The organism is Puia dinghuensis, assembly GCF_014642875.1.
GTDB lineage: Bacteria > Bacteroidota > Bacteroidia > Chitinophagales > Chitinophagaceae > Puia > Puia dinghuensis.
In genome coordinates, this window is record NZ_BMJC01000003.1 from 1010426 (window position 1) to 1032548 (window position 22123).

General features: G+C 50.1%; 24 protein-coding genes. 8 read left to right on the forward strand and 16 right to left on the reverse strand.

What is annotated here, in order from left to right; translation table 11 throughout:
* Positions 1–498 precede the first annotated feature (498 nt).
* A complete protein-coding gene (locus tag IEY39_RS17515) occupies positions 499–720 on the forward strand; it encodes a hypothetical protein (protein WP_188933857.1) in 222 nt (73 codons plus the stop codon).
* Between the two features lie 123 nt (positions 721–843).
* Here IEY39_RS17515 and IEY39_RS17520 read toward each other — a convergent pair whose 3' ends face one another.
* Both IEY39_RS17520 and IEY39_RS17525 read right to left on the reverse strand, forming a co-directional pair.
* A complete protein-coding gene (locus tag IEY39_RS17520) occupies positions 844–1128 on the reverse strand; it encodes a DUF6804 family protein (RefSeq protein ID WP_229688963.1) in 285 nt (94 codons plus the stop codon).
* A 7-nt stretch (positions 1129–1135) separates the two neighbouring features.
* Positions 1136–2476 (reverse strand): J domain-containing protein, encoded by a 1341-nt coding sequence (locus tag IEY39_RS17525; RefSeq protein WP_188933859.1) that lies wholly within the window; start codon positions 2474–2476, stop codon positions 1136–1138.
* A gap of 853 nt (positions 2477–3329) precedes the next feature.
* Here IEY39_RS17525 and IEY39_RS29855 point away from each other — a divergent pair.
* Complete coding sequence (locus tag IEY39_RS29855) at positions 3330–3473, forward strand: hypothetical protein (RefSeq protein WP_229688965.1); 144 nt, start codon at positions 3330–3332, stop codon at positions 3471–3473.
* Positions 3461–3748, forward strand: coding sequence for a type II toxin-antitoxin system RelE/ParE family toxin (locus IEY39_RS30255; protein ID WP_188933861.1), 288 nt, complete (start codon positions 3461–3463; stop codon positions 3746–3748). Before IEY39_RS29855 ends, IEY39_RS30255 begins: the two co-directional genes overlap by 13 nt.
* On the opposite strand, the gene IEY39_RS17535 is transcribed toward IEY39_RS30255, so the two are convergent.
* From IEY39_RS17535 to alaS, 7 genes are all read right to left on the reverse strand, one after another.
* Positions 3687–4964, reverse strand: coding sequence for a TlpA family protein disulfide reductase (locus tag IEY39_RS17535; protein WP_188933863.1), 1278 nt, complete (start codon positions 4962–4964; stop codon positions 3687–3689). The two genes, IEY39_RS30255 and IEY39_RS17535, sit on opposite strands and share 62 nt — an antisense overlap.
* 4 nt (positions 4965–4968) lie before the next feature.
* On the reverse strand, positions 4969–6420 hold the full coding sequence (gene gatB / locus IEY39_RS17540) for an Asp-tRNA(Asn)/Glu-tRNA(Gln) amidotransferase subunit GatB (protein WP_188933865.1): 1452 nt from the start codon (positions 6418–6420) through the stop codon (positions 4969–4971).
* Positions 6421–6473: 53 nt separating this feature from the next.
* Positions 6474–7538: a PDZ domain-containing protein gene (locus IEY39_RS17545; RefSeq protein WP_188933867.1), complete on the reverse strand. Its 1065-nt coding sequence runs from the start codon at positions 7536–7538 to the stop codon at positions 6474–6476.
* Between the two features lie 113 nt (positions 7539–7651).
* On the reverse strand, positions 7652–8077 hold the full coding sequence (locus IEY39_RS17550; RefSeq protein WP_188933869.1) for a hypothetical protein: 426 nt from the start codon (positions 8075–8077) through the stop codon (positions 7652–7654).
* A 4-nt stretch (positions 8078–8081) separates the two neighbouring features.
* Positions 8082–8555 (reverse strand): Panacea domain-containing protein, encoded by a 474-nt coding sequence (locus IEY39_RS17555; protein ID WP_188933871.1) that lies wholly within the window; start codon positions 8553–8555, stop codon positions 8082–8084.
* Between the two features lie 104 nt (positions 8556–8659).
* The gene (locus IEY39_RS17560) at positions 8660–8890 is read right to left on the reverse strand and encodes a DUF3820 family protein (protein WP_188933873.1); all 231 of its coding nucleotides are present in this window, start codon (positions 8888–8890) and stop codon (positions 8660–8662) included.
* A 7-nt stretch (positions 8891–8897) separates the two neighbouring features.
* The gene (gene alaS, locus IEY39_RS17565; protein WP_262892859.1) at positions 8898–11573 is read right to left on the reverse strand and encodes an alanine--tRNA ligase; all 2676 of its coding nucleotides are present in this window, start codon (positions 11571–11573) and stop codon (positions 8898–8900) included.
* A 144-nt stretch (positions 11574–11717) separates the two neighbouring features.
* On the opposite strand from alaS, the gene IEY39_RS17570 reads away from it, so the two are divergent.
* From IEY39_RS17570 to IEY39_RS17585, 4 genes are all read left to right on the forward strand, one after another.
* A complete protein-coding gene (locus IEY39_RS17570; protein WP_188933875.1) occupies positions 11718–12689 on the forward strand; it encodes a M23 family metallopeptidase in 972 nt (323 codons plus the stop codon).
* A 101-nt stretch (positions 12690–12790) separates the two neighbouring features.
* On the forward strand, positions 12791–13849 hold the full coding sequence (locus IEY39_RS29860) for a MerR family transcriptional regulator (protein WP_229688969.1): 1059 nt from the start codon (positions 12791–12793) through the stop codon (positions 13847–13849).
* An 88-nt stretch (positions 13850–13937) separates the two neighbouring features.
* The gene (locus IEY39_RS17580; protein WP_188933877.1) at positions 13938–14384 is read left to right on the forward strand and encodes a DUF6934 family protein; all 447 of its coding nucleotides are present in this window, start codon (positions 13938–13940) and stop codon (positions 14382–14384) included.
* A 10-nt stretch (positions 14385–14394) separates the two neighbouring features.
* Positions 14395–14553 carry a hypothetical protein gene (locus tag IEY39_RS17585; RefSeq protein ID WP_188933879.1) on the forward strand — a complete coding sequence of 53 codons (159 nt, stop codon included), beginning with the start codon at positions 14395–14397 and terminating at the stop codon, positions 14551–14553.
* Positions 14554–14559: 6 nt separating this feature from the next.
* Here IEY39_RS17585 and IEY39_RS17590 read toward each other — a convergent pair whose 3' ends face one another.
* The 6 genes from IEY39_RS17590 to rsfS form a co-directional block, all read right to left on the reverse strand.
* A complete protein-coding gene (locus IEY39_RS17590; RefSeq protein ID WP_188933881.1) occupies positions 14560–15678 on the reverse strand; it encodes a mechanosensitive ion channel family protein in 1119 nt (372 codons plus the stop codon).
* 157 nt (positions 15679–15835) lie between these two features.
* A complete protein-coding gene (locus IEY39_RS17595; RefSeq protein ID WP_188933883.1) occupies positions 15836–16699 on the reverse strand; it encodes a hypothetical protein in 864 nt (287 codons plus the stop codon).
* Positions 16696–17484, reverse strand: a complete 789-nt coding sequence (locus IEY39_RS17600; protein WP_188933885.1) for a UDP-2,3-diacylglucosamine diphosphatase — start codon at positions 17482–17484, stop codon at positions 16696–16698. Before IEY39_RS17600 ends, IEY39_RS17595 begins: the two co-directional genes overlap by 4 nt.
* Before the next feature lie 96 nt (positions 17485–17580).
* A complete protein-coding gene (locus tag IEY39_RS17605) occupies positions 17581–18219 on the reverse strand; it encodes a LutC/YkgG family protein (protein ID WP_188933887.1) in 639 nt (212 codons plus the stop codon).
* Entirely contained in the window at positions 18219–20276 is a 2058-nt protein-coding gene (gene ftsH, locus IEY39_RS17610; RefSeq protein WP_188933894.1) for an ATP-dependent zinc metalloprotease FtsH, read from the reverse strand. Before ftsH ends, IEY39_RS17605 begins: the two co-directional genes overlap by 1 nt.
* A gap of 119 nt (positions 20277–20395) precedes the next feature.
* On the reverse strand, positions 20396–20800 hold the full coding sequence (rsfS, locus tag IEY39_RS17615; protein ID WP_188933901.1) for a ribosome silencing factor: 405 nt from the start codon (positions 20798–20800) through the stop codon (positions 20396–20398).
* A gap of 81 nt (positions 20801–20881) precedes the next feature.
* On the opposite strand from rsfS, the gene IEY39_RS17620 reads away from it, so the two are divergent.
* The gene (locus IEY39_RS17620; protein WP_229688970.1) at positions 20882–21619 is read left to right on the forward strand and encodes a biotin--[acetyl-CoA-carboxylase] ligase; all 738 of its coding nucleotides are present in this window, start codon (positions 20882–20884) and stop codon (positions 21617–21619) included.
* Here IEY39_RS17620 and bcp read toward each other — a convergent pair.
* Positions 21612–22091, reverse strand: coding sequence for a thioredoxin-dependent thiol peroxidase (gene bcp, locus IEY39_RS17625; protein ID WP_188933903.1), 480 nt, complete (start codon positions 22089–22091; stop codon positions 21612–21614). The genes IEY39_RS17620 and bcp overlap by 8 nt on opposite strands.
* Positions 22092–22123 lie beyond the last annotated feature (32 nt).

Consider the following 22123-nt stretch of genomic DNA (forward strand, 5'->3'; position numbering starts at 1 on the left):
TTAAGCTACTTGGGGTGGCTGAAGCTTTAACTAACGTCGAGCAGTTTTTACATTGATAGCTATGAGATCCTACTTGTCCTAAATTCGACCAACTATGAGTCCCTTTAGATGGACAATTCAAACTGCTTGGAGTCGAATTCCCTTGAACAAGCGTCTTACATTTTCTGCATTGGTAATTATTCATAATAATTGACTTTTATAATTTAATCTACTTCTTTTCGGGTTTAATTACGTTCAATTCGAATTTTTCTTTCGCCTAGGACGCTTGTAAATACTGGATTTTAAAAAAAGGCGCCAAGAAGACCAAAATATTTTTCGAAAGGACTTGCTCAAAATAAAAACGCGTATTACCTTTGCGTTGCCTTTGAAGGTAAACGATAAGGAACCGTTAGAAAGCCTTCTCCTTCTGCGAAGATACCGCATAACAAACTCCCCGTTTAACACTGCTAAGACGAGACTTTGCCAGGTCTTTTTCTAAAACTCACAATTACTTTTGTTATGAAAGCTATCAAATTAAAGAAAGATGGTACCCCCGATTTGCGTCAATTCCCTAAAGCTGTGAGGGACATGATCAAGGCTGAACAATCCAGAAAGGCAACGAATGAAATGGATCTTATTAGGCAAATATTAGAGAAGGACTCCATTACGATGGACGATCTGAATAGGATGAAGCAGGTCGGGACGCACTCCGTCTTCCAGGTAAAGGTTAATGCAGCTTAATTAGCTGACCCCTATATCATTAATGCCCCGACTATTTGTCGGGGTTTTTTACTTATATCCAATGGAATAGTTGAGCACTTGGGATAAACAAATTTTAGTAGCATTATCTGTAATACTCGTCTCTTATGCGGTATAGTCAACAACATTCCATAATAACCTTCCTAAGGCTATTTTTAAAAATGGCTGGAACAATAGCGCAAGCATAATAAATGTTATTCTCCCGATTTCTGAGCCTTTTTTGTATGCTTCAATTGCCAACAACGTAAAGCCCGCCAGGGCGAAAAAAGGAACTATCTGGTAAAATCCGTAGGGCATTTTTGCAAGACAAACAAAAAACAAAACAGAAAGCAAAAGTTTAATTGCCTTATAAATCATATCATTTTTAGTTTCTTTTTTCGTCAGGATCATTACAATTCTATCCAATCGAATACCCTAATAGTATCTCCATTGCCTTAAAAAAGAATTGTCTGTTACATAAGTTGAGTAAAGGTATTACGTCTTCGTTTCCCGATTTAAAGAAGAAAAGGGTCCTTTCAAAGTTCTTGTGTTGTATTCTTAATTCGTTACCCTTCGTGTACATTCTCTTTATCTCATTAAAATTATAAGTGAACTGTTCGCTTTTGCCTTTAATGAAAGTGATTTTGCCAATTCCTAGCTTGATGTATTCTTGGTATTTGTTTTTCTCATGGGAATATAAACTGAAAGTAATATACCCTTGCATTTGTAGCATTTGCTCTAGGCGATCTAACAAATATACAGTCCAATATTTTTCTGAGGTCCTATAGAAATTAAGTAGAGATGGTTGCAGCTTAACGTCAGTCTTTTTGTTGTACTGGCCATCCCCGGTGTAAATTACTTTTCCAGATCGTCTGTCTAGCCAAACGTAAAGATAGTCCGTATGTTGATACACGTAGTTTCGAAGATGATCGATTTGATAAACGTAAACGTCCGTTACATCGTTAAAATTTACTTCATACGATACGTCAATGTTTTCTCTTGAGTCTTCACAACCAAACTCAGCAAATCCATTAACACCAACAAACAAGTTTGAATGCTTAAACTTATTTCCTTTATCCTTAATCCAAATCATTAAAATAGAGGGTGCCGCAAACCAAATTCCGATCCAGATGGGGTCAGAAAGTCTACCAATGAAGAAAATGGCAGTGCCAATTAGTAGTCCATATGCAATGCCTACAAGAATACGTTTAGTTTTTTGAATGGTTGACAGGGGTTGGGTGCCCTTGATTAAATCAGAAAAGCCGCATATGAGTTTGCCGACTCTTTGCGGAAGTCTGAAAAACTCTAGTTGATCGGATAGTTTGTCTCCCCCAAAATTATATATCGGATTAAATTGCGGGGTCTCTTGCAATTCTCTGTCATAAGAGGAATAAAATTGCTTGTATGGATCATATCTGAATTTTTCCTCGTCTCGCCTCTCCTTTTCAGATTTTTGCTGATTCTCAGAGCGCTCATTTTTTTTGTTCTCTTGCTTCTTCTGCTCGGTATATTGGGTGTTATCGTTTGAGCCATTATTTCCGAATTGCTGTCGATAAATTGTATCGAATTGATCACGCTTTTCTGGGTCAATTAGATTATCATACGCATCTTTTATTTCTAAGAATTTTTTTAAGTAGTATGGGTCACTAAAATTTTTGTCCGGATGGTATTTAATAGCATTTAAGCGATATGCTTTTTTGATTTGCTCCTCCGTGGCATTAAGTTCAATGCCTAGAATTTCGTAGTAATTAATAGTCATTGGTAAGGGGTTAAGAAAATTATTATTCCTTCTTTGTCCAGGAGACAAAAACATAATTAACACTGAGTAGGCAACCTGATAGCATCAAAAATTCTAAGAATGTCCAAAACCCAAAGGAAGGGAAGGAGTCCCATAGTGCTTTACCTCCTAGACAGACGTTAGCAAAAAAGAGTATTGTCGAAAAAATTAGGATAAAATTATTTTCAGGAAATCTATGGAAAATGTATTCCCTAATTAGCACTGCGATTAATCCAAAAACATAGAATAACAGGGATACGATAGCCGTGCCACCCAAAAAGATGGTTAATAATTTTCCAATTAGACTGAAGCTGTTAAATAGGTTTAGCAATTGAAAGACCACCTTATCCAGAAGAAGAAGTAGTAAATAATCTATAATAAGAGCAAAGAGTAAGAGGCAAATTGCAAAGCCAATCGTTGAAAACATTTTTTTCATATGATAATTAAAAGAGGTTTAGTATGAGAATGTCATAATATATAGGTTTTTGCTTTCATATGCAACCTCAAGCGCCCGAAATTTGAATAAATAAAGCCACCCACTAGGATGGCTTAAATAAAAGGTTAATTCAAGGCATTCTGCCTAAGATTACCGAATGTGGTTAGAATGTAGGTCAGTTCATCGATCATATTGAAATAGCCAGGGTAACCGGCATTACGAGACACCTTGCTTTAATTGAGAATGCCGGTTTTCTACCCCTGCCGGTAAAAGGGGTACGAGCGGATGATTAAGGAGCGTGATAATGAAATTTAAAAATTGAAGAATAAGAAATAACTTAATATCAAATAAGTAATATCAATGCTTACCAAGAGGCAAGTACTATCCGCCGTTAAAAACATGCCAGATACCTTTGATACCGTGCAACTGTTCGATAGGATTCTGCTAATAAATAAAGTTGAAGAAGGAAGGCGGCAATTGAAAGCTGGAAAAGGGCTAACTACTGAGGAAGCTAAGAAAAAGCTGAAGAAATGGCTAAAGTAGTTTGGTCACCTCGGGCAATTAAAGATATTACTGAGATAGCAGAATACATTGCAAAGGACTCGTTGCAATATGCAAAAGCACAAGTCCGTCTATTTCTTGAAGAGGGCGAAGGTCTGCAACACCATCCATTCCGGGGCCGCGTGGTGCCAGAAATAGGACTTACAAATATTCGACAAGTCTTGTGTGGTCTACAGCGTTTCGCCTTCCCATCAATTACTTTAGTACTTCTTTCAACTTACTTTCCAGGTTGTCGCCCCGCAGCTCTTCGGCGATGATCTTGCCCTGCGGATCGATGAGTACATTATAAGGAATGCCTTCGAACCCGAAGGTCTTGACGGCATCACTTTGCCAGTATTTGAGATCGCTGACGTGTGTCCAGCTTAACTGGTCTTCCCGGATAGCCTGCTGCCAGGCGTCCTTTTCCTTGTCAAGGGATACACCCAGAATAGCGAAGTTCTTGCCTTTAAACTCGCTATAGGCCTTCACGACGTTGGGGTTCTCGGCCCGGCAAGGAGCACACCATGATGCCCAGAAGTCGACGAGAAGGTATTTCCCTTTAAATGAAGCAAGGGAGACGATCTTACCGCTGGCGTCGGGAAGGGCGAGGTCGGGAGCCTGTTTGCCGACCCAACTGGTCGCCTGATCTTTGTATTGCTGCTGGTTCATTTGGGCTACCTGCCGGTCGTAGTTCTGTTTTATCCCTTTGAGCGCATCGCTGTTGGGGTATTTCTGCAACTGATCGGCCAGGGAAGACTCAAAATCCGATTTGGAGAAGCTGGTCATGGACATGCTCAGGGCAATGGCGCCGATGGTGGGGTTGTTGCTGGTGTTTAGCACCTGTTTCAGATAGGTGTTGAGGTCGTCGATCGTCTTGTTTTTTTCGGCGGCGGTTGCGAGCAGCAGGGTGTCGGGCGCACTGGCCGCTTTTAGGCTATCGAACTGGGCCATGGTCTTCTCCACTTCGTAACTCTTTTTCCCGAAAATATCGATCAGGCCTTTCAGCTGATTGCTGGCGCCGGAGTTGCTGATGGTATAAAAGTCGTTCCTATTGTTGAAGTCAAGGCTGATCCTGACTTCGGACACGTCGTTGATAAGCGGTACGGAGATGATATTGTTGCCAAACACCACTTCGAAGAGCTGCTGATTCGACTTATCCGATGTAAGCCCGGAGAGGCTGAAGCTGCCATTGCTGACGGGCAGCTTTGCGGAATCGAGGATGACAGGGGCCTGATCTTTCCCATACCCCACTTCCATCAAATATACTTTTGAGATGGGGCCTTCAACGGAAGTGAGCTTATCGGCATTCTTGAAGGTGCCGGATACGGAGAAAGTTCCTTTTTTCTTGGACTGACACGATGTTATCAGGAGCAGGGTGGCCGCGGAGACCGCCCACAAGATTCTTTTCATCCGGACATAATGTCTTTTCAATGGTTGGATGGAGCCTCGCAGTTCATGGCCCTCGGTGTCGCAAATTATTATGCTCGGGTTCATAGCCTTAATTTTCCAGTTTTTCCAGTAATAATTGATTGGTCAGCTTTGGATCTGCCTTTCCTTTGGACAGTTTTTTTACTTCGCCTACAAAGAGGCCGATGAGACCTTTTTTTCCTTTCTTGTATTCCGAGACCTTGTCGGGCATCCCGGCCAGGGCCTGTTCGATCCAGGCAGCGATCTCCGATGTATCCGAACTCTGTATCAGGTTGAGCGCGGTGGCGATCTCCAGGGCGTCGCGATGGGGTTCACTCATCAGTACGGGGAAGATGCGTTCGGCCGCAATGGAAAAGCTGAGTCCTCCTTCTTCCACCAGGCGGATGAGGCGCGCCAGCGATTCCGGCCGGACGGGCAAATCCTTCCAATCCATGCTTTTCTCGTTGAGGCCTGACCGTACGGGGCCCAACAGCCAGTTAGCCGCCGCCTTGTAATTGGTCGTATGAGTGATCAACTGCTCAAAATAAGCGGCGCTGTCCCTGTCATCACAAATGACACGCGCATCATATTCGGGCAATTGCAATTCCCGGGTATATTTCTGCACCAGTTGCTCGGGCAGCGGGGGGATCGACGCTTTTATCGACTCAAGAAAGGCATCCGTTACCTGGAAAGGCGGCAGATCGGGATCGGTAAAATAGCGGTAGTCGTTGGCTTCCTCTTTTGTCCGGAGTGCAAATGTAGTGCCCTCGGCGGCATCGAAGCTCCTGGTCTGCTGCTGGACAGTCTGCCCTGTCGCCACCAACTCGATGAGTCGCCGGCTTTCGATCTCTATGGCCCGCCGGACATTGCGGATGGAGTTTAAATTCTTCACCTCTACCTTGGTGCCCAACCGGGTCTCCCCTTTCAGGCGGACGGATATGTTGGCGTCGCAGCGCATGCTCCCTTCCTCCATATTCCCGTCACAGATGTCCAGGTAGCGGAGGGTCTTCCGCAGTTCGGTAAGATAGGCATAGGCTTCATCGCCGCTGCGGAGATCGGGTTCGGTGACGATCTCGATAAGGGGCACCCCTGCCCTGTTGAGATCGATGGCGGTAGCATCAGGGATAACGTCGTGGATGCTTTTGCCGGCGTCTTCTTCCAGGTGTATCCGGTTGAGGCGGATATCGCGTTCGCCTGCGGTGGTCCGGATACGGACCCATCCTCCTTTGCACACCGGGGTGGTGTGCTGGGATGTTTGATAACCTTTTGGGAGATCGGGATAGAAATAGTTCTTGCGCGCAAAATAATTATTCCGTTCTATCTCACAATGACAGGTGAGGCCCATTTTGATGGCGAATTCCACTGCTTTCCCGTTTAGCCGGGGCAGTGAGCCCGGCAGACCCAGGGTGATGGGGCTGACGTGGGTATTGGGCTCGCCGCCGAAGGCGGCGGAGTCTCCACAGAACAATTTGGTACGGGTAAGCAATTGGGCATGTACTTCCAGCCCTATTACTATCTCGTATGCATCATAGTTGATTGTCATGTAAATACACTGGCTCCTGGCGTTGCCAGGAGCCAGTAAAGCTACGACAAAAATTAAAGATCGGCCGTCCGGAGTTTCCTGGGGGTCTTCACTTCTACCTCCATGGGTTTACCATCCCGGAGCAGGTTTACCTTAACAGTGGATTTTGTCTTGTCCTCCTTGCTCGCCCTGGCCATTTCGGCCAAGGTCGTGGCGCTGTTCACCTCTTTGCCGTCAAACCGGGTGATGATGTCACCTTCCTTGATACCGGCTTTCGCCGCAGCGGATTCATCATCGACATCCAGCACCTTTACTCCTTTGCCGTCTTCCGTATCCTGTGCATGGATGCCCAGCCGGAGCTGGTTGTCGCTAAAGTTGAAATTGTAGCCTCGCGGCATCACTTTGTAGAACTGGCGAAAATCGGGGTTGTTGCCGAAATCAAAGTTGCGTCCGTCCATCCCATACAGCTTAAAGGCGTCGGCATTCGATTTCCCGAGTTCGGCCGTTACCTTCTGCTCTTTTCCATCCCGCTGGAAGGTGATGGCTACCTTATCGCCTGGTTTGTAGGTGTGGATGGTTTCCGAAAGCGCCGAGGGACCGTCGATGGTCTTGGCATCGACTTTCGTAATGAGATCGCCCTCTTTTAGTCCGGCTTTGTCGGCTGCGCTACCCTCTGATACCTCGCCGACCTTCGCCCCGGCGGGACCGTTCTCCGGTTTTTGTGTGGTCACACCCAGGAAAGCGTGATTGGGTAGGGTCTTTGTCTTCCCGTTATAGCTCCAGGCGCCGCTGCGGTTGCGGAAGGGATTCATAGCGATAGCGCCGTCGTCGCCATAGAGTAGCATATCTCCATCTCCCATGGTCTTGAATTTCCGCTTTGTGATGGTGAGGTTGTCATCCTTGTATTCCGAGGACGGCTTGCCGTTGATGAATACTTCCCCGTTCTTTATCTCGATGGTCACTTTGGAATCCTTATCCCCCTTATGCCTGATGGTGATCTCTTCCAACGTGTGGCTGCGACCGGGAGTAGTGTCGTTATCCTCCCTCTCCGTGGAAAGGTTGTCCTGGGCAAAGCCCGAGGTGTGCAACAACAGGGCCAGGGCGGCTAATCCTGTTATCTTTAGAAGCTGTTTGTTCATCACAACTGGTTTTTAAGTGTAAGGAATGGTTGTCTGATTTTGTCTACGTCGATTTTCGTAGATCAAATATAGGGGGATTTCCGGAAATACGAAAGTTTTCGGAAATGTTAAAATTAGGTGGACTTACTTTTATTAAAAAGGTAGTTTGCTACAATTACTAGCAATCCGATTATATTAACTGAAGTTGTAGACAGTAATGTGATAAGCACTTTATCTGACAAAACGAGTTTGCCCATGCCTACCAGTATTAAAATGGAAATTACGGCCACTAACCAGAAAAAGACCATTATAAAAATTAGGATATTGTGCGTTTTTCGTGCAGTATTGTCCCCTTTAAGCTTATTTAGTTGGGCCTCTAATAGATCATTCTTGAGCTTGACCTTTCGAAATCCTTCCACTTGTTGGCGATCAAGGTCTTTTTCTTCCTCCACTACAATTTCATCCGTGCTTGAAATACTACCTTCGGTCAATTCCTGTTCAACAGAAATTGCCCGCTTTTCTGCAATAGAAGGCGTGTCTTTTGATCGAACCCTGGCCATTAAATTAATTGGATAGGAAGCCAGTGAAATATTGTCCTATTCTATCATTTTTGATCGGGATCGATTTGACATCAGGCTTAAATGCCTCGGCCCATGGAGACCCGGCCTTATGAGTCCAGGCGGACAATTGTACGGCCGAAAGATTTTTTGTTGCTTCCCAGGTATAGTCAATAGCATCGTGGGCCTCATAGGACAAATTCAGCAAAGCCGTCTCCAGGTCACTGACGTCGAAAATAAGTTCCAGGTCATTTATTTCTTCACTTCCATATAATTGGTAACGACGATAAATGGAAGGTATAACAGGGCCGTACTTCCAGGCTTCAAATTCTTCCTCAATTAATGGAGCCCCATACATGGCCAAATGATAGCCATGCGCGAAATAGACCATCTTCTGCAATTTCATTTGTGTAACAGGCTTCCCTTCTTTAATCCCTCTTTTTACAAACGCATAAGCTATCACCGCCGCAGAGTAAGGCATAAAAATAAATTTTCTTAAAGCAAAGATACTAATTCTTTTAGCTATTCAAGTGCTACAAATTAATACATTGGCCATTTGTCTGCAAAGTAACCCTAAAGCATTGATTATCTTTTCAATGGTTCAAGCAGATAGTCCAGGCCATTGATCTTGATCTCATACATAGTGGCCAGCAGCATTCCCAATTTGCCCTTTGGCCAGCCTTCGCGATGAAACCATTCCAGGTAGGACACAGGAAGGTTGCAAAGGAGCGTGTCCTTGTATTTGCCAAAGGGCATTTTCATGGTCACCAGGGGTTTGAGCAGCTCGGGATCGGGTTGTGGTGATTGCTCTTGCATGCTGGGATCATTTGGCTGCCAGCAAATTTCTCACTGCCGCGATCACTTCCGCCAGGTGGCTTGTATCCTGTCCACCGGCTGTGGCGAGGGTCTTTTGGCCACCGCCGCCGCCTTTGATAAGGGGAGCCACGTGCTGCTTGATGATAGCCGGGGCTTCGAGCTGACGCGTTGCAACTAATTGCTCATCGACCAGTAGGGCTACGGCGGCCTTGCCTTCGATGTTGGCGGCAAGAACGGCGAGGAAGAGAGGTGTATTGGGAAGCATGGCGAGTCCCGACTTCAGGTCGAAGCACAGCTTTTTGAGCGCGTCGACACTGCCGACTTCCACAACCTCGCCGATGAAGGCTACGCCGCCGACGGTTTGTACCTGGGTCAGAAGTTGCTGCCGCAGCTGGGCCAGCTGCTTTGCCTCGGCTTTTTCCAGTTTCTTTTTGAGTTCGGCGTTCTCGGCTACAAGGGTTTCCGCGGCCCTGGACAGTTCAGGTGGGTTTTTGAGGGCTTCCCGTACGGCCCGCAGTTGAATGAACTGCTCGCTGAGGAAGGCCTCGGCTGCAGGGCCACTCACCGCTTCGATGCGGCGTACACCGGCGGCGACGGCGCCTTCATGCCGGATCTTGAAGTAGCCAAGTTCCCCCGTAGCGCCGACATGGGTACCACCGCAAAGCTCTACTGAGTAGTCCGGATCGATGATCACTACCCGAACTACGTCCCCGTATTTTTCTCCAAAAAGGGCCATGGCCCCCAGCTTCAGCGCCTCGTCCTTTGGCATCTGCCGGATGACGACGGGAATGTTCTCCCTTATCTTCTCGTTGACGAGGGCCTCCACTGCGGAAAGCTCTTCCTCGGTGGTTTTTGCGAAGTGCGAGAAATCGAACCGCAGTTCGCCCGCGTTGACGAGCGAGCCTTTCTGCGCCACGTGCGTCCCCAATACCTTCCGCAGGGCGGCATGGAGCAGATGGGTGGCGGAGTGGTGCACTTCTGTCGCCTTTCTCTTCGACCTGTCGACGGTTGCGATGAGGGGAGCTTCGGGGTCGGAAGGCAGCTTATCCGTGAAATGGACGATGAGGTCGTGCTCCTTCCTGGTGTCGAGCACGGAGATCATCTCGCCATTGGAATGGAGGATACCGGTATCGCCTACCTGCCCGCCGCTTTCGGCATAGAAGGGGGTAGCTTCCAGCACCAGCTGCCAGGATTCTTTTCCCTTGGCCTTTATCTTCCGGTATTTCACGATCTGGGTATTTGTCTCCAGCATCTCATAGCCGACGAATTCGACGAGTGGATTGTCGACAAGCACCATCCAGTCTTCGGTATCAATGGCCGTGGCGGCGCGCGACCTGTCCTTTTGCTTTTGCATCTCTGCTTCGAAGCCAGGCTGGTCGACGGTGAAGCCGTTCTCCCGGGCGATGAGTCCTGTCAGGTCGATGGGAAACCCGTAGGTGTCATATAATTCGAAAGCCGCACTGCCCGGCAGGAGCTTAGCCGCTGACCCGCGGAGTGCGCTCATCAGATCGTCCATGCGGCGCAATCCCTTTTCCAGGGTGCGGAGGAAGGCTTCTTCCTCTTCCCTTACGACTTTGGCGACAAAATCGGCCTGCTGGTCGAGTTCAGGGAAGACGGTTTTGAACTGCGCCGCCAGGAGAGGAACCAGTTGGAAAAGCAGCGGCTTCTTGTAGTCCAGATAGGAATAATAGTACCGGACAGCCCGGCGAAGGATGCGGCGGATGACATAGCCGGCCTCGGTGTTAGAGGGCAGCTGGCCGTCGGCGATAGTAAAGCTGATGGCACGAAGGTGGTCGGCCAGTACGCGGAAGGCGACATCCTGAATGCCGTCGCCAGCCGAATATTTTTTGCCTACGATAGCTTCTACCCTGGCGATGGTGCCGGTGAAGAGATCGGTATCGTAATTCGAGTGTTTGCCTTGCATCACCCGGACCAGCCGTTCGAGGCCCATGCCGGTGTCCACATGTTTTGCCGGAAGGGGCTGGAGGCTGCCATCCTTTAGCCGGTTGAACTGGATAAAGACATTATTCCAGATCTCGATCACCTGCGGGTGGTCGTTATTGACAAGGGTGGCCCCGGCCACGGCGTCGCGTTCAGCGTCTGAGCGGCAGTCAACATGGATCTCGGTGCAGGGGCCACAGGGACCCGTATCACCCATTTCCCAGAAATTATCTTTTTTGCTGCCCAGGAGGATGCGTTTGGGAGCAATCCATTTCTTCCATTCTTCGTAAGCCTCGGTGTCACGGGGCAGCTTATTGGCCTCATCCCCTTCGAAAACGGTGACATACATCCGATCTTCAGGGATGTCATAGACGGCGGTGAGCAGTTCCCAGCTCCAGGCAATGGCTTCCTTCTTAAAATAACCCGCAGCAGGATTGGCGGGGTCGCCAAAGCTCCAGTTGCCCAGCATTTCGAACATGGTATGGTGATAGGTGTCGACGCCCACCTCTTCCAGGTCGTTGTGCTTGCCGCTGACCCGGAGACATTTCTGGGTATCGGCTACCCGAGCATGAGGGGATTTTTTGTTGCCAAGGAAATAATCTTTGAATTGGTTCATGCCCGCGTTGGTGAATTTCAACGTGGGGTCATTCTTCACGACTATGGGCGCAGACGGCACGATCGTATGTCCTTTCGACACGAAAAAATCCAGAAATTTTTTTCTTATTTCGGCACTGGTCATCATAAAACGGAATAATCTTTGGTTGTTATTTGGTTCGCACCAACTATATTTGTGCGCACAGTTTTAGCATAAAGCCGTGCAAAGGTACACCAAATCAGGCTGTTTTACCGTTGTACGCCATGAACGGTCTGGTCTGACCATGTGGCCATGAAGAAGATCAAGTATTATTATAATACCAATACCCTCCGCTATGAAAAGCTGGAGACTCCCCTGCGGGTGACCCTGTTGCGCGTGTTGGGGTTCCTGTCTGCGGCAATTGTCACCGCCCTGATTCTTGTTTCCCTCGCTTACAAATACTTTCCTTCGGCCAATGAGAAGCGGCTGATGCAGCGGAATGAAGCCCTGCAGGACAATTATTATACCCTCAACGAGAAGGTGAAGAAGATGCAGGACCAGATGGGCGAACTGGAGAAAAGGGACAATGACGTCTATCGCGCCATCTTCGAAGCCGCGCCTATCCCCGACAGTGCACGGGCAAAGCAGACCCAGCAGGAGCAGGAGATGAAGCTCGTCCAGGGCATGGACCAGGAGAACCTGTATACGTCCGTCGCCACCACCCTCAATCAGCTGACCGCCCGGATGGCCAACCAGACCAGGTCTTACCAGGAGATAGACGGTTTTATCAAGAACAAAGAGCAGCTGCTGGCCTGTACCCCGGCCATCCAGCCCGTCAGCAACAAAGACCTCAACCGCATCGCTTCCGGGTTCGGCTATCGCATCGACCCGGTGTATAAGACAACGAAATTCCATGCGGGTCTCGACTTTGCAGCCCCCCAGGGCACACCCATCTACGCCACAGCCAACGGAACGGTGGAAGTGGCCGCCAATACGGGCAACGGCTATGGCAACCATGTCGTCATCAACCATGGCTATGGGTATGGCACCCTTTATGGCCACATGTTTCGGATAAAAGTGAAGCCGGGACAAAAGGTGAAACGTGGGGAGATCATCGGCTGGGTAGGCAGTACGGGCAAGAGCACGGGTCCGCACTGTCACTACGAAGTTCACCGCAACGGCGACCCTGTGGATCCCGTCTTTTACTTCTACAACGATATTTCCCCCGAGCAGTATGACCGGCTGCTCAAACTTGCCGCGTCGAGCAATCAAAGTTTTGACTAATCCTCCGTATCTTCACAGTTGGAGTCCTCAAGAGCGCAATTTATCCCTTGCGTACCCTTGGCCTGGAACAACAGGAACGATTTTTGAGCCCCTAATTTGCTATGAGCAGCAAACTAACCCAAATAGCGCTGGATTTTGGCCAGGAGCCGCAATCCCAGCCTGTTTCACCTCCCGCGGGAAGTGGAGCGGGGGATAATGCGGCCCTTCCGTATCTGGCGGCAGGAGGAGTTGGGGTGCGAGTCAAGTCCTTTAAACAGCCAGCATCACCGCCTGCAGCGGCTCCGGAGCCTGAGACGCCAACACCTCCTGCTGCGTCCGTGATACCAGCGACACCGCCCATGATGCCGGTTACACCACCCATGATGCCGGTTACACCACCCATGATGCCGGTTACACCGCTGCAAGAGATACCCTCCCGGCCGGCGGTGAAAGTTGTCAATGGAGATCTTTTTGGAATGGCGGAGCCTGCAGCGATATTGCCGCCGGAGCCTGTGAAGCCGGTTGAAGTTGCACGCGATGAGATGGAGGAAGTGGTGGCCAAGGTTACGGAAGCGGCACCCGGTGCGGCAGTGGAAGCCCCGGTGGTGGCCGAACCAGTGGTGGAGGCTCCGGCCGAGCCAGTAGCGGAACCCCCGGTGGTTGTCGAACCCGTAGTGGAAGCTCCAACCGAGCCAGTAGTGGAGGCCCCCAGTCTGGAAGCTGAAGGCCCCGCAGAAGTCTTACCGCGGCGCCGCGCACCGGCAGGCAGGTCGGTACCGAAACAGGGTCCTTCCAAGCGAGGACGCAAATCCCTGAAAGAGGTGGCGGCCGAGGCCAGCCTGATCGAGATCCCCTCCGACGATGTGCTCTTCAGCAAACAGTATTACACGATGGGCGAGGTGTCGGAGATGTTTCATGTCAATCAATCCCTGCTCCGCTTCTGGGAGACGGAATTCGATATTCTCCAGCCGAAAAAAAATAAGAAGGGCGACCGCTATTTCCGCCCTACCGACATCAAGAATCTTCATCTCATCTATCACCTCCTGCGGCAAAAAAAATACACCATCGAAGGAGCGAAGGAATTCCTGAAAAAAAATAAGACAGCCGAAGAGCGCTTCGAGGTGATTCAGCGCCTGCAACAGATAAAAGCATTCCTATTGGAATGGAAGGCTCAGCTCTGAGCGGCATTTCCCCACTCTACCATAGACAATTTTTTTAGCATTATTTGCACATTAATTTAGTAATTTTATGGCTGTTTAATGCAGCTATATGAACCTTGAACGATATGAGCTTAAGGCGGAAAGTTCATTCATGCTTTTTGAATTTGTGAGCGAAGGTCCGAAAGGGAAAATTCCAAAACTGGTTGAATTTGGAGAAACCAATCTAAAGGGCCTGTATAATTTAGCCTTTGGCGATGTAGATACAGCAACAGGTATGATCAATGATTCTATCGTCTCTAACAATAATGATAGTGAAAAAGTATTGGCGACTGTAGTTGCCACCGTCTACGCATTTACCGACAAATACCCGGATGCATGGATTTACGCGACTGGCAGCACCAAATCCAGGACCCGTCTATATAGAATTGGATTAACAAAATACATTGTACAAATAGAGGAGGACTTTGATCTCTATGGTCAGAAAATGGAAGAGTGGGAGCTTTTCAAAAAAGGGGTGGAATACTCAGCGTTTCTTGTTAAGCGAAAAAATGTTTAAATTTGTTCATATGAAAATGAAGGGACTAAATAAAAGGAAATCTCCGGTGGTGCACATCGACAATTCCCTTGAAAAATACAAAGGGAAAGTCCTTTCCAAGGAAAAGTTGGATAAGGCAAACGATATGCTGAAAACTATCGGGCTCCCCAAGTCAAGGAAGCACACCTAGCCACGGTTAGCCGTTGTTGCTCTGAGCGGCGGGCCCGGGGGTCATTCCCGTAACACTGATAGTCGTGCTGGCGCCGGCGATGCTGTGACCCATTTCCTCCATCAGCCGCAAAATATCCAAATTCACCTGTTGTTTGATGGCATTGAATTCATCGAGCGCGATTGGCGCGGTGAAATAATCCACATTGACGAGAAAGGCGTTGCCCGAAATGTCGTTTAGAAAAACGGTGCTGTTCTCTACTTTATCCTTTATGAGGATCTTGCGGACACCGGCGATAAAGGCATCCAGCTGCCCGGCCGGGGTCGAAAGGCTAAGCTGAAGTCTTAGCTCCCCCTTTCGTTGTGTCCTCAGCGTGAGATTGTCGACGATGCTGTCTACCATTTGTTTGTTGGGAACGGTTACAAAGGTCTTCTGAAGGGTGCGGATACGGGTGCTGCGCAGGCCGATCTTCTCTACCGTTCCGGAAATATTGTTCACATTCAGCATATCACCGGCCTTGAACGGCTTATCGAAGAAGATGACAAAGGATGCGATGAGGTTTTCGATGCTTTCCTTTGCTGCCAGGGCGATGGCGGCGCCGGCAAGACCCAGACCGCCTACCACGGTGGACACATCGACGCCAAAAGCCGAATGGAGGATCATCAGGACGCCGATGATGCCCAGCACCGCCTTTAGAAAGTCGCGGATAAAGACGATCATCTGGACATCCCGTGGTGAGCCGTCGCTGCGGGCCTTCCGCCGCAACACCAGGGCTATGAAATCCACCAACCGCATCAACAGCCAGATAAAGCTTGCAATGATGATGACAATGCCGATGGCCTGGAAGATGGTCTTTGCCTTTACCTCGTAGATATCGAAGTTGAGTTCGGCGGGAAAATGCAGCTTTTCGATCGACGACATAGAAACAAAGACGACCAGGAAGGTGCCGATGGGACCGACGACAAGATCGAGAAAGGCCGACTTATCCAATCCCGAACCCATTCGCCGGATAAACCGGAAGATGAGCCGGGCGATGAGCCGGGCGATAACCCGTTTGAGCGCGATGACGAAGAGAATAGTGGCGGCGACGATGATGTAGCTTTCCAGCGAATTACCCAAGACGATGCTGTTCCAGAAATGATGCATGGTGCAAATATAGATAAATGGCGGGCGGGGGGCGGCGAAGCGGGGAGCGGGGGGCGTGGGGGGCGGCGCCGGCCGGAGGCGAAGCGGGGAGTGGGTTGCGTGAGAGCGGTGCCGGCTGGAGGCGAAGCGGGGGCGGGTGGTGCGGCGTGAGCGGCGCCTATTTTCGGCTATAGACCTCCAGGCCGGTGGTCTTCAGGACATAGATGATAGCGGGCGTTATCCGGATGCGGATAGCTCCGTTATAGGCTGTGGGAATGGGCTCTTCCTGCATGTTCAGCGTACCGGGTTGATAGCGGTAGAACTGATGGTCGTCGTGGCCGAGCATGTTCTTGTCGATGACATCGAAATCCTGCCAGCCGCGCAGATCGAGATGGGTTTTCAGGGTTCCATAGTGATCGAAGATATAAACGCCCTTCTGCGGATCGTAGAGATAGACGAGCCCGCCCTGGTCGCGGATGACGGCAGGGTCGGGGACGGAATCGAACAATTGCCGGAAGTCGGTGGTCTTGTCAACGAGAGAACCATCGTCGCCGATGCGTTTGAGGATGGCATCCAGCTCGTCAAACACCCATACATTGTTGTCATACGCCAGCCCGACGGCTTTTGCCTGCAGGATGTTCAGCTTCCGGAGATCGATGGTGTTGACGATGTTGAGAAAGCGATCCAGTTCGATGATGGTGGTGAATTCCCGGTAGTAGACAAGTATCTTCAGGGGATTGGTGGCATCGATGGATGCTACCCGGCCATATTGCGTCACGGCGTTGAAGACGGCGAGGGAGTCGCCCTGCGGACCCAGCTTTTTCAGCTGGTTGTCCTTGTTCAATACATAGATGTTCCCCAGGTTGTCGATGGTGAAGTCGACGATATCCTGGCGAAATGTTTGAGTCAGCCGGAATGCGGTCGTCGTGTCCGCAGAGGATTGTTGCGCCCGCGCTTGCTGGCCAGGAGCCAGGCCGCAAAAAAGGAGGGTTACCATGAATGGCGATAGAAAGTTGCCGAGATAGAAAGCGCGGTTCCTCATTTGCGAAAGATTTTGTCTGCCGTCCCAGGTGGCTCGCAGTCGAGCGTCAACTTCTCCCCGTCGAACACGGCATACGTATAATAACGTATCCAATCGCCCAGATTGATATACCGGCTGCCGGTATTGTCCAGTAAAAAGTCGATAGGCAGGTGACGGTGACCGAAAATAAAGTAATCGTACCGTTGTTTTTTTAACACTTCCCGGCAATAGAGGATCAGCCACTCCTTGTCCTCGCCGAGGAAGACAGCGTCCCCATTACCGGTGACGGCCCGGCTGCGTCGGCTAAGCCAGCCCGCCAGTCCCACCCCGATGGCCGGCGGCAGCAGACCAAAAAGCGCCTGACACACCGGGTTGCGGAAGACTTTCTTGATAAACTTATAGCCATGGTCGCCAGGCCCCAGGCCGTCGCCGTGACCGACAAAAAATTTCATCCCGTTGAAGACAAAGACCTTTGGCTCATGATAGACGGGGATATTCATCTCTTCTTCGAAGTAGCCTCTCATCCACATGTCGTGGTTGCCGATGAAGAAATGGATGGGGATGCCTGCATCCGTCAGCTCAGCCATTTTTCCCAGGATGCGGACATACCCTTTGGGTACGACCGTCCGGTATTCATACCAGAAATCGAAGAGGTCGCCGACGATGAAGATGACGGCAGCATCCCGGCGAATTTTTTCGAGGAAGTCGACGATACGCCGCTCACGAACCAGGCTGGCCGCATGGTCGGGTGCGCCAAGATGAAAGTCGGAGAGGAAGTATATTTTTTTTCCGGGAGGGATTTGCATGCGGCGAATTTACGTTGCGCCTTCGGTTTTAGCGAAAAATAACCTCCGGCGCAACGTGGCTAATGTCGGGCCTTCGGCCAGCGGGCCACAGGCCCGCTAGTGCCTATCCACCAGAAATAGATAAACCTGTTTGGGTCCATGCACACCGACGACCAGGGTCTTTTCGATATCGGCGGTACGGCTTGGGCCGGTCGCAAAACTTATCAGCGATGGCAGCTGATGCTGGTATTTTTCCTTTAGTCCAACCAGCCCATCCCGGATATCATAGACCAACTGATCGGTGTAAGCGATGCAGATGTGAATGGGGGCATATACGCTCACCGTACGGCCGCTGGGGCCGGCGCTGCTGAGGACGATGGTGCCTGTCCTGGCCACCAGCGCTTCACAGGTGGTGACCGCCGCGTCACAGTCTCCCAGCTCCACATCGGAAAAGCCGTCGAAGGCATGGGCTTTCAGCGTCGCCCGCAGCTTCTCCTCCCGGCAATAGAGTTTTTTCAGTCCCTGGCTGGCGATGAGGGCATTCAACTGGACTACCAGTTCGTCGCCGTCGACACAAAAGATAAACTTCCCCTGTAATCTCGCAAACTGTTCGGCGAACTCGATCTCGAGGTCCTGCGTGGGAGGTTGAAAGACGGAGGTATTTCCTTCGCTTTGCGGAAAAGGAATAGGCGTTGAGTCACTCAACGCCTGCCTTATCTTTTTCAGAATATTCTCTTTTGTCGAAGAGACGCTCATTATTTTACTTCTTCGGTTTGAGGAGGAACGACCACAGGGGTCGGCACTCCATTGTCATGCTCGGACACATCCAGCGCTCTTTTCTCTTCATAAGGACGCTTGCCGATGAGGAGTTCCACATCGCTCTGGAAGAGAACTTCGCGTTCGAGGAGGGCTTCCGCCAGCAGCTTCACTTCCCGTGTCTTTTCCACCAGCAGGTGCTTGGTGGCGTCGTAAGCCTTGTCGATGAGCTTCCGTACTTCTTCGTCGATGAGCCGGGACGTCTCTTCGGAATAGGGCTTGGTAAAGGAATTCTCCTGTTGAGGATCGTAGAAGCTGACATTGCCAACCTTGTCGTTCATCCCATAGACGGTGACCATGGAATAGGCGATCTTGGTTATCTGCTGGAGGTCGTTCTGGGCGCCCGTGGAGATCTTGCCAAAATTCAGCTCTTCGCTGGCGCGGCCACCGAGCGTCATACAGATCTGGTCAAACAGCTGATCAGTATTATAGAGATATTGTTCTTTTGGCGTATACTGGGCATAACCGAGTGCTGCTACGCCACGCGGTACGATGGTCACCTTTAACAATGGGTAGGCGTGCTCCAAATACCACCCGCAAATGGCATGGCCCGCTTCATGATAGGCAATGATGCGCTTCTCGTCGGGAGAGATGATCTTATTCTTCTTCTCCAGGCCGCCGATGACCCTGTCCACTGCATCCTGGAAGTCTTCCATCTCTACAGTCTCTTTCCCCTTGCGGGCGGCAATGAGCGCGGCTTCATTGCAGACGTTGGCGATGTCCGCGCCGGCGAAACCAGGCGTCTGTTCGGCCAACTTATGGATATCGAGCTTGCTGGAGATCTTTATCGGTTTAAGGTGAACCTTGAAGATGGCCTCGCGACCCTTGAGATCGGGTTTGTCGATCGAGATCTGCCGGTCGAAGCGGCCAGGCCGCAACAGGGCAGTATCGAGGACGTCAGGCCGATTGGTGGCAGCCAGGACGATGATGCCGCTGTCGCCGCCAAAACCGTCCATTTCCACGAGCAGCTGGTTGAGGGTGCTTTCCCTTTCGTCGTTGCTCATGATCGCATTCTTACCACGGGCGCGACCGATAGCGTCTATTTCGTCGATGAAGATGACGCAGGGGGCTTTTTCGCGCGCTTGTTTGAACAGGTCGCGAACGCGGCTGGCGCCGACGCCGACAAACAGTTCTACGAAGTCCGAGCCACTCATCGAGAAGAAGGGAACCTGTGCCTCACCGGCCATGGCTTTTGCCAGCAGGGTCTTACCCGTCCCCGGAGGGCCTACGAGCAGAGCGCCCTTGGGTATCTTTCCACCGAGGGCGGTGTACTTTTTTGGATTTTTGAGGAAATCTACGATCTCCATAACCTCCACCTTGGCTTCATCCAGGCCTGCTACGTCGCTGAAGGTGATGGTGACCTTTGTCCCTTTGTCAAAGAGGGTGGCCTTCGATTTGCCAATGTTGAAGATGCCTCCCGGACCACCCGTACCGGCCTGGCCGCCCATTTTACGCATGAGCATGACCCAGATGAGCACGATGATCAGCAATGGGAGCAGGAAATTCAGCAGAGGGCCGAACCATTCGCCTTCCGGCTTGGAGTTGATCGGAACTTCCAGGTTGGGGTGATCGGCAAAATATTTCCGCAAAATAGTCTCATATTCCTTTACGTCAGTGACGCGGAATTCGAACTGGGGACCATCCTTGCTCATGCCGCCGGGCCAGCTGTTCTGCTTGTTGTACTTGGAATAAAAAGCTTTGTTAAGGCTGTCTTTTTTTATGTATACCCGAACCAGGTTCTTGTTGGAGATGAGGTCGATCTTATCGACGTCACCCTGGGCCAGCATCACTTTCCGGAAATCCAGTTCCTCGGCCGGATGAGCATCCGGTGAGAACGAACCGAACAAGTTGAACCCGATGAGTACTGCTGCAATGATCCCCCATATCCAATATATGCTGAATTTCGGCCCCTTTCTCTGACCATTATCATCATCTCCCCTGGGTCTGAACCTTGGAAAGTTGTTTTTATCGTTCTGTTTCAAATCGTCTTGTGGCATTTTTGTAGTTGTCCGTGTTGTTTAGCGGTATTAATAATAAAACTTATACGGTGAAAAAGTTCAAAAAATTAGCTTGAAACGGCAAAATAACCTGTTAAATTGTCGGTTCAGTCCCCTTTCTATCCCTCATGAGTTTCCTGCGGAGCATCGCTCCACATGTCCTCCAATTTATAAAAACGGCGATTTTCCGGCAGCATCACGTGGACCACTACATTCACATAATCGATCAAAACCCACTGATAGGTTTGTCTGCCTTCGTGTTTATAGGGGAGCTCGTCACAATTCCTCTTCGCTTCCTCTTCCACCGAGTCCGCGATCGCCTTTACCTGGGTGGTGCTGGCGGCCTCGCAAATGATAAAAAAATCCGCTACTGCTTCCGGTATCTTTCTTAGGTCGAGAGAAATGATGTTTTCACCCTTTTTCTCCTGGATCGCTTTTATGATCGTCTTAAAAATCTTCGAATTCCTCGTTAATCGAACTACGCTGCTGCGCTTGCGGGTAGCTAAGATAGAAAGCTGTTCCAATAATCAAAACGTTTTTTGTGATAATCAAATTTTTATGAGAAACCGGGTATATTTTTACATCCTACCAAAAATAGGAATCTTTTGGCGATCGGTCACGCTTTTATTGAATTAGAATCAGTGGATAGCACCAACAACTATGCCATGGCCCGGGCCGTTGCGGGCGCTGCTCCGCACGGTACTCTCATCTTCGCGCACGACCAATGGGCCGGCAAAGGACAACGAGGTCGCGAGTGGTCGAGCAAGCCCGGTGAAAACATCATCCTCAGCGCTGTTTTAGAGCCAGTTGCGTTGCCCGTTTCGGCGACCTTTCGTCTCAGTGTCGCGGTAGCGTTGGCCTGCCACGACCTTTTCAGTCGATATGCGGGTGAAGCTACCACCATCAAGTGGCCCAACGACCTTTACTGGAATGACAGAAAGGCAGGGGGCATCCTCATCGAGAACCATTTCAAAGGCGACCGGTGGTTGTATGCCATCGCAGGAATGGGGATCAACATCAACCAGGTGGAATTTCCATCCACGGCCCGCAATCCCGTTTCCCTGCGACAGATAACGGGCAAGCCCTTCGATTCGTTGCAACTGGCCCGCGAGTTGGGCGTTTTTTTGGATGAACGGTATGCCGGGTTGGAGGCCGGTGACGCTGCCGTTCAATTGCAGCAATACAACCAGCACTTATATGGCCGCGGCCGCGAGGTTAGGTTGAAAAAGGACAATGCTGTTTTCAAGACCGTGGTGCAGGGTGTAACCGCCCAGGGCATGCTCCTGACCAAAGACGTGCTGGAGCGGGAATTTGCCTTTGGCGAGGTGGAATGGCTTATTTGAGCGGCCCGAGCGCTGCCCAGGCTGCAACCACCTCCTCAGCATGTGCCTTGTTCTTCGGCTTCAGGAATATTTTCCGGATCACCCCTTTCTCATCGATGAGGAAGGTGGTCCGATGGAGTCCCAGGTATTTGCGGCCATACAGCTGCTTCTCTCCCCATACGCCATACTTGTCGATGATCTTATGGTCCACATCGGCGATGAGCGGAAACGGCAGACTGAATTTTTTCGTGAATTTCTGATGGCTTTTCTCATCATTCGGGCTGACGCCGACGACCGAGAGGCCTTCTCGCTGCAATAGAGAAAAGTTATCGCGAAGATTACAGGCCTGTACTGTACAGGTGGGCGTATCGTCTTCGGGATAGAAATACAGCACCAGTCGCTTCCCTTTGTAATCGGAGAGGGAAACCTTGTTTCCGCCGGCATCCTTCCCGGTAAAGGCCGGGGCCTTGTCACCTTCCTGCAATAGAATCATGTTTAAATACGTTTGATCGTGACTGAAATATA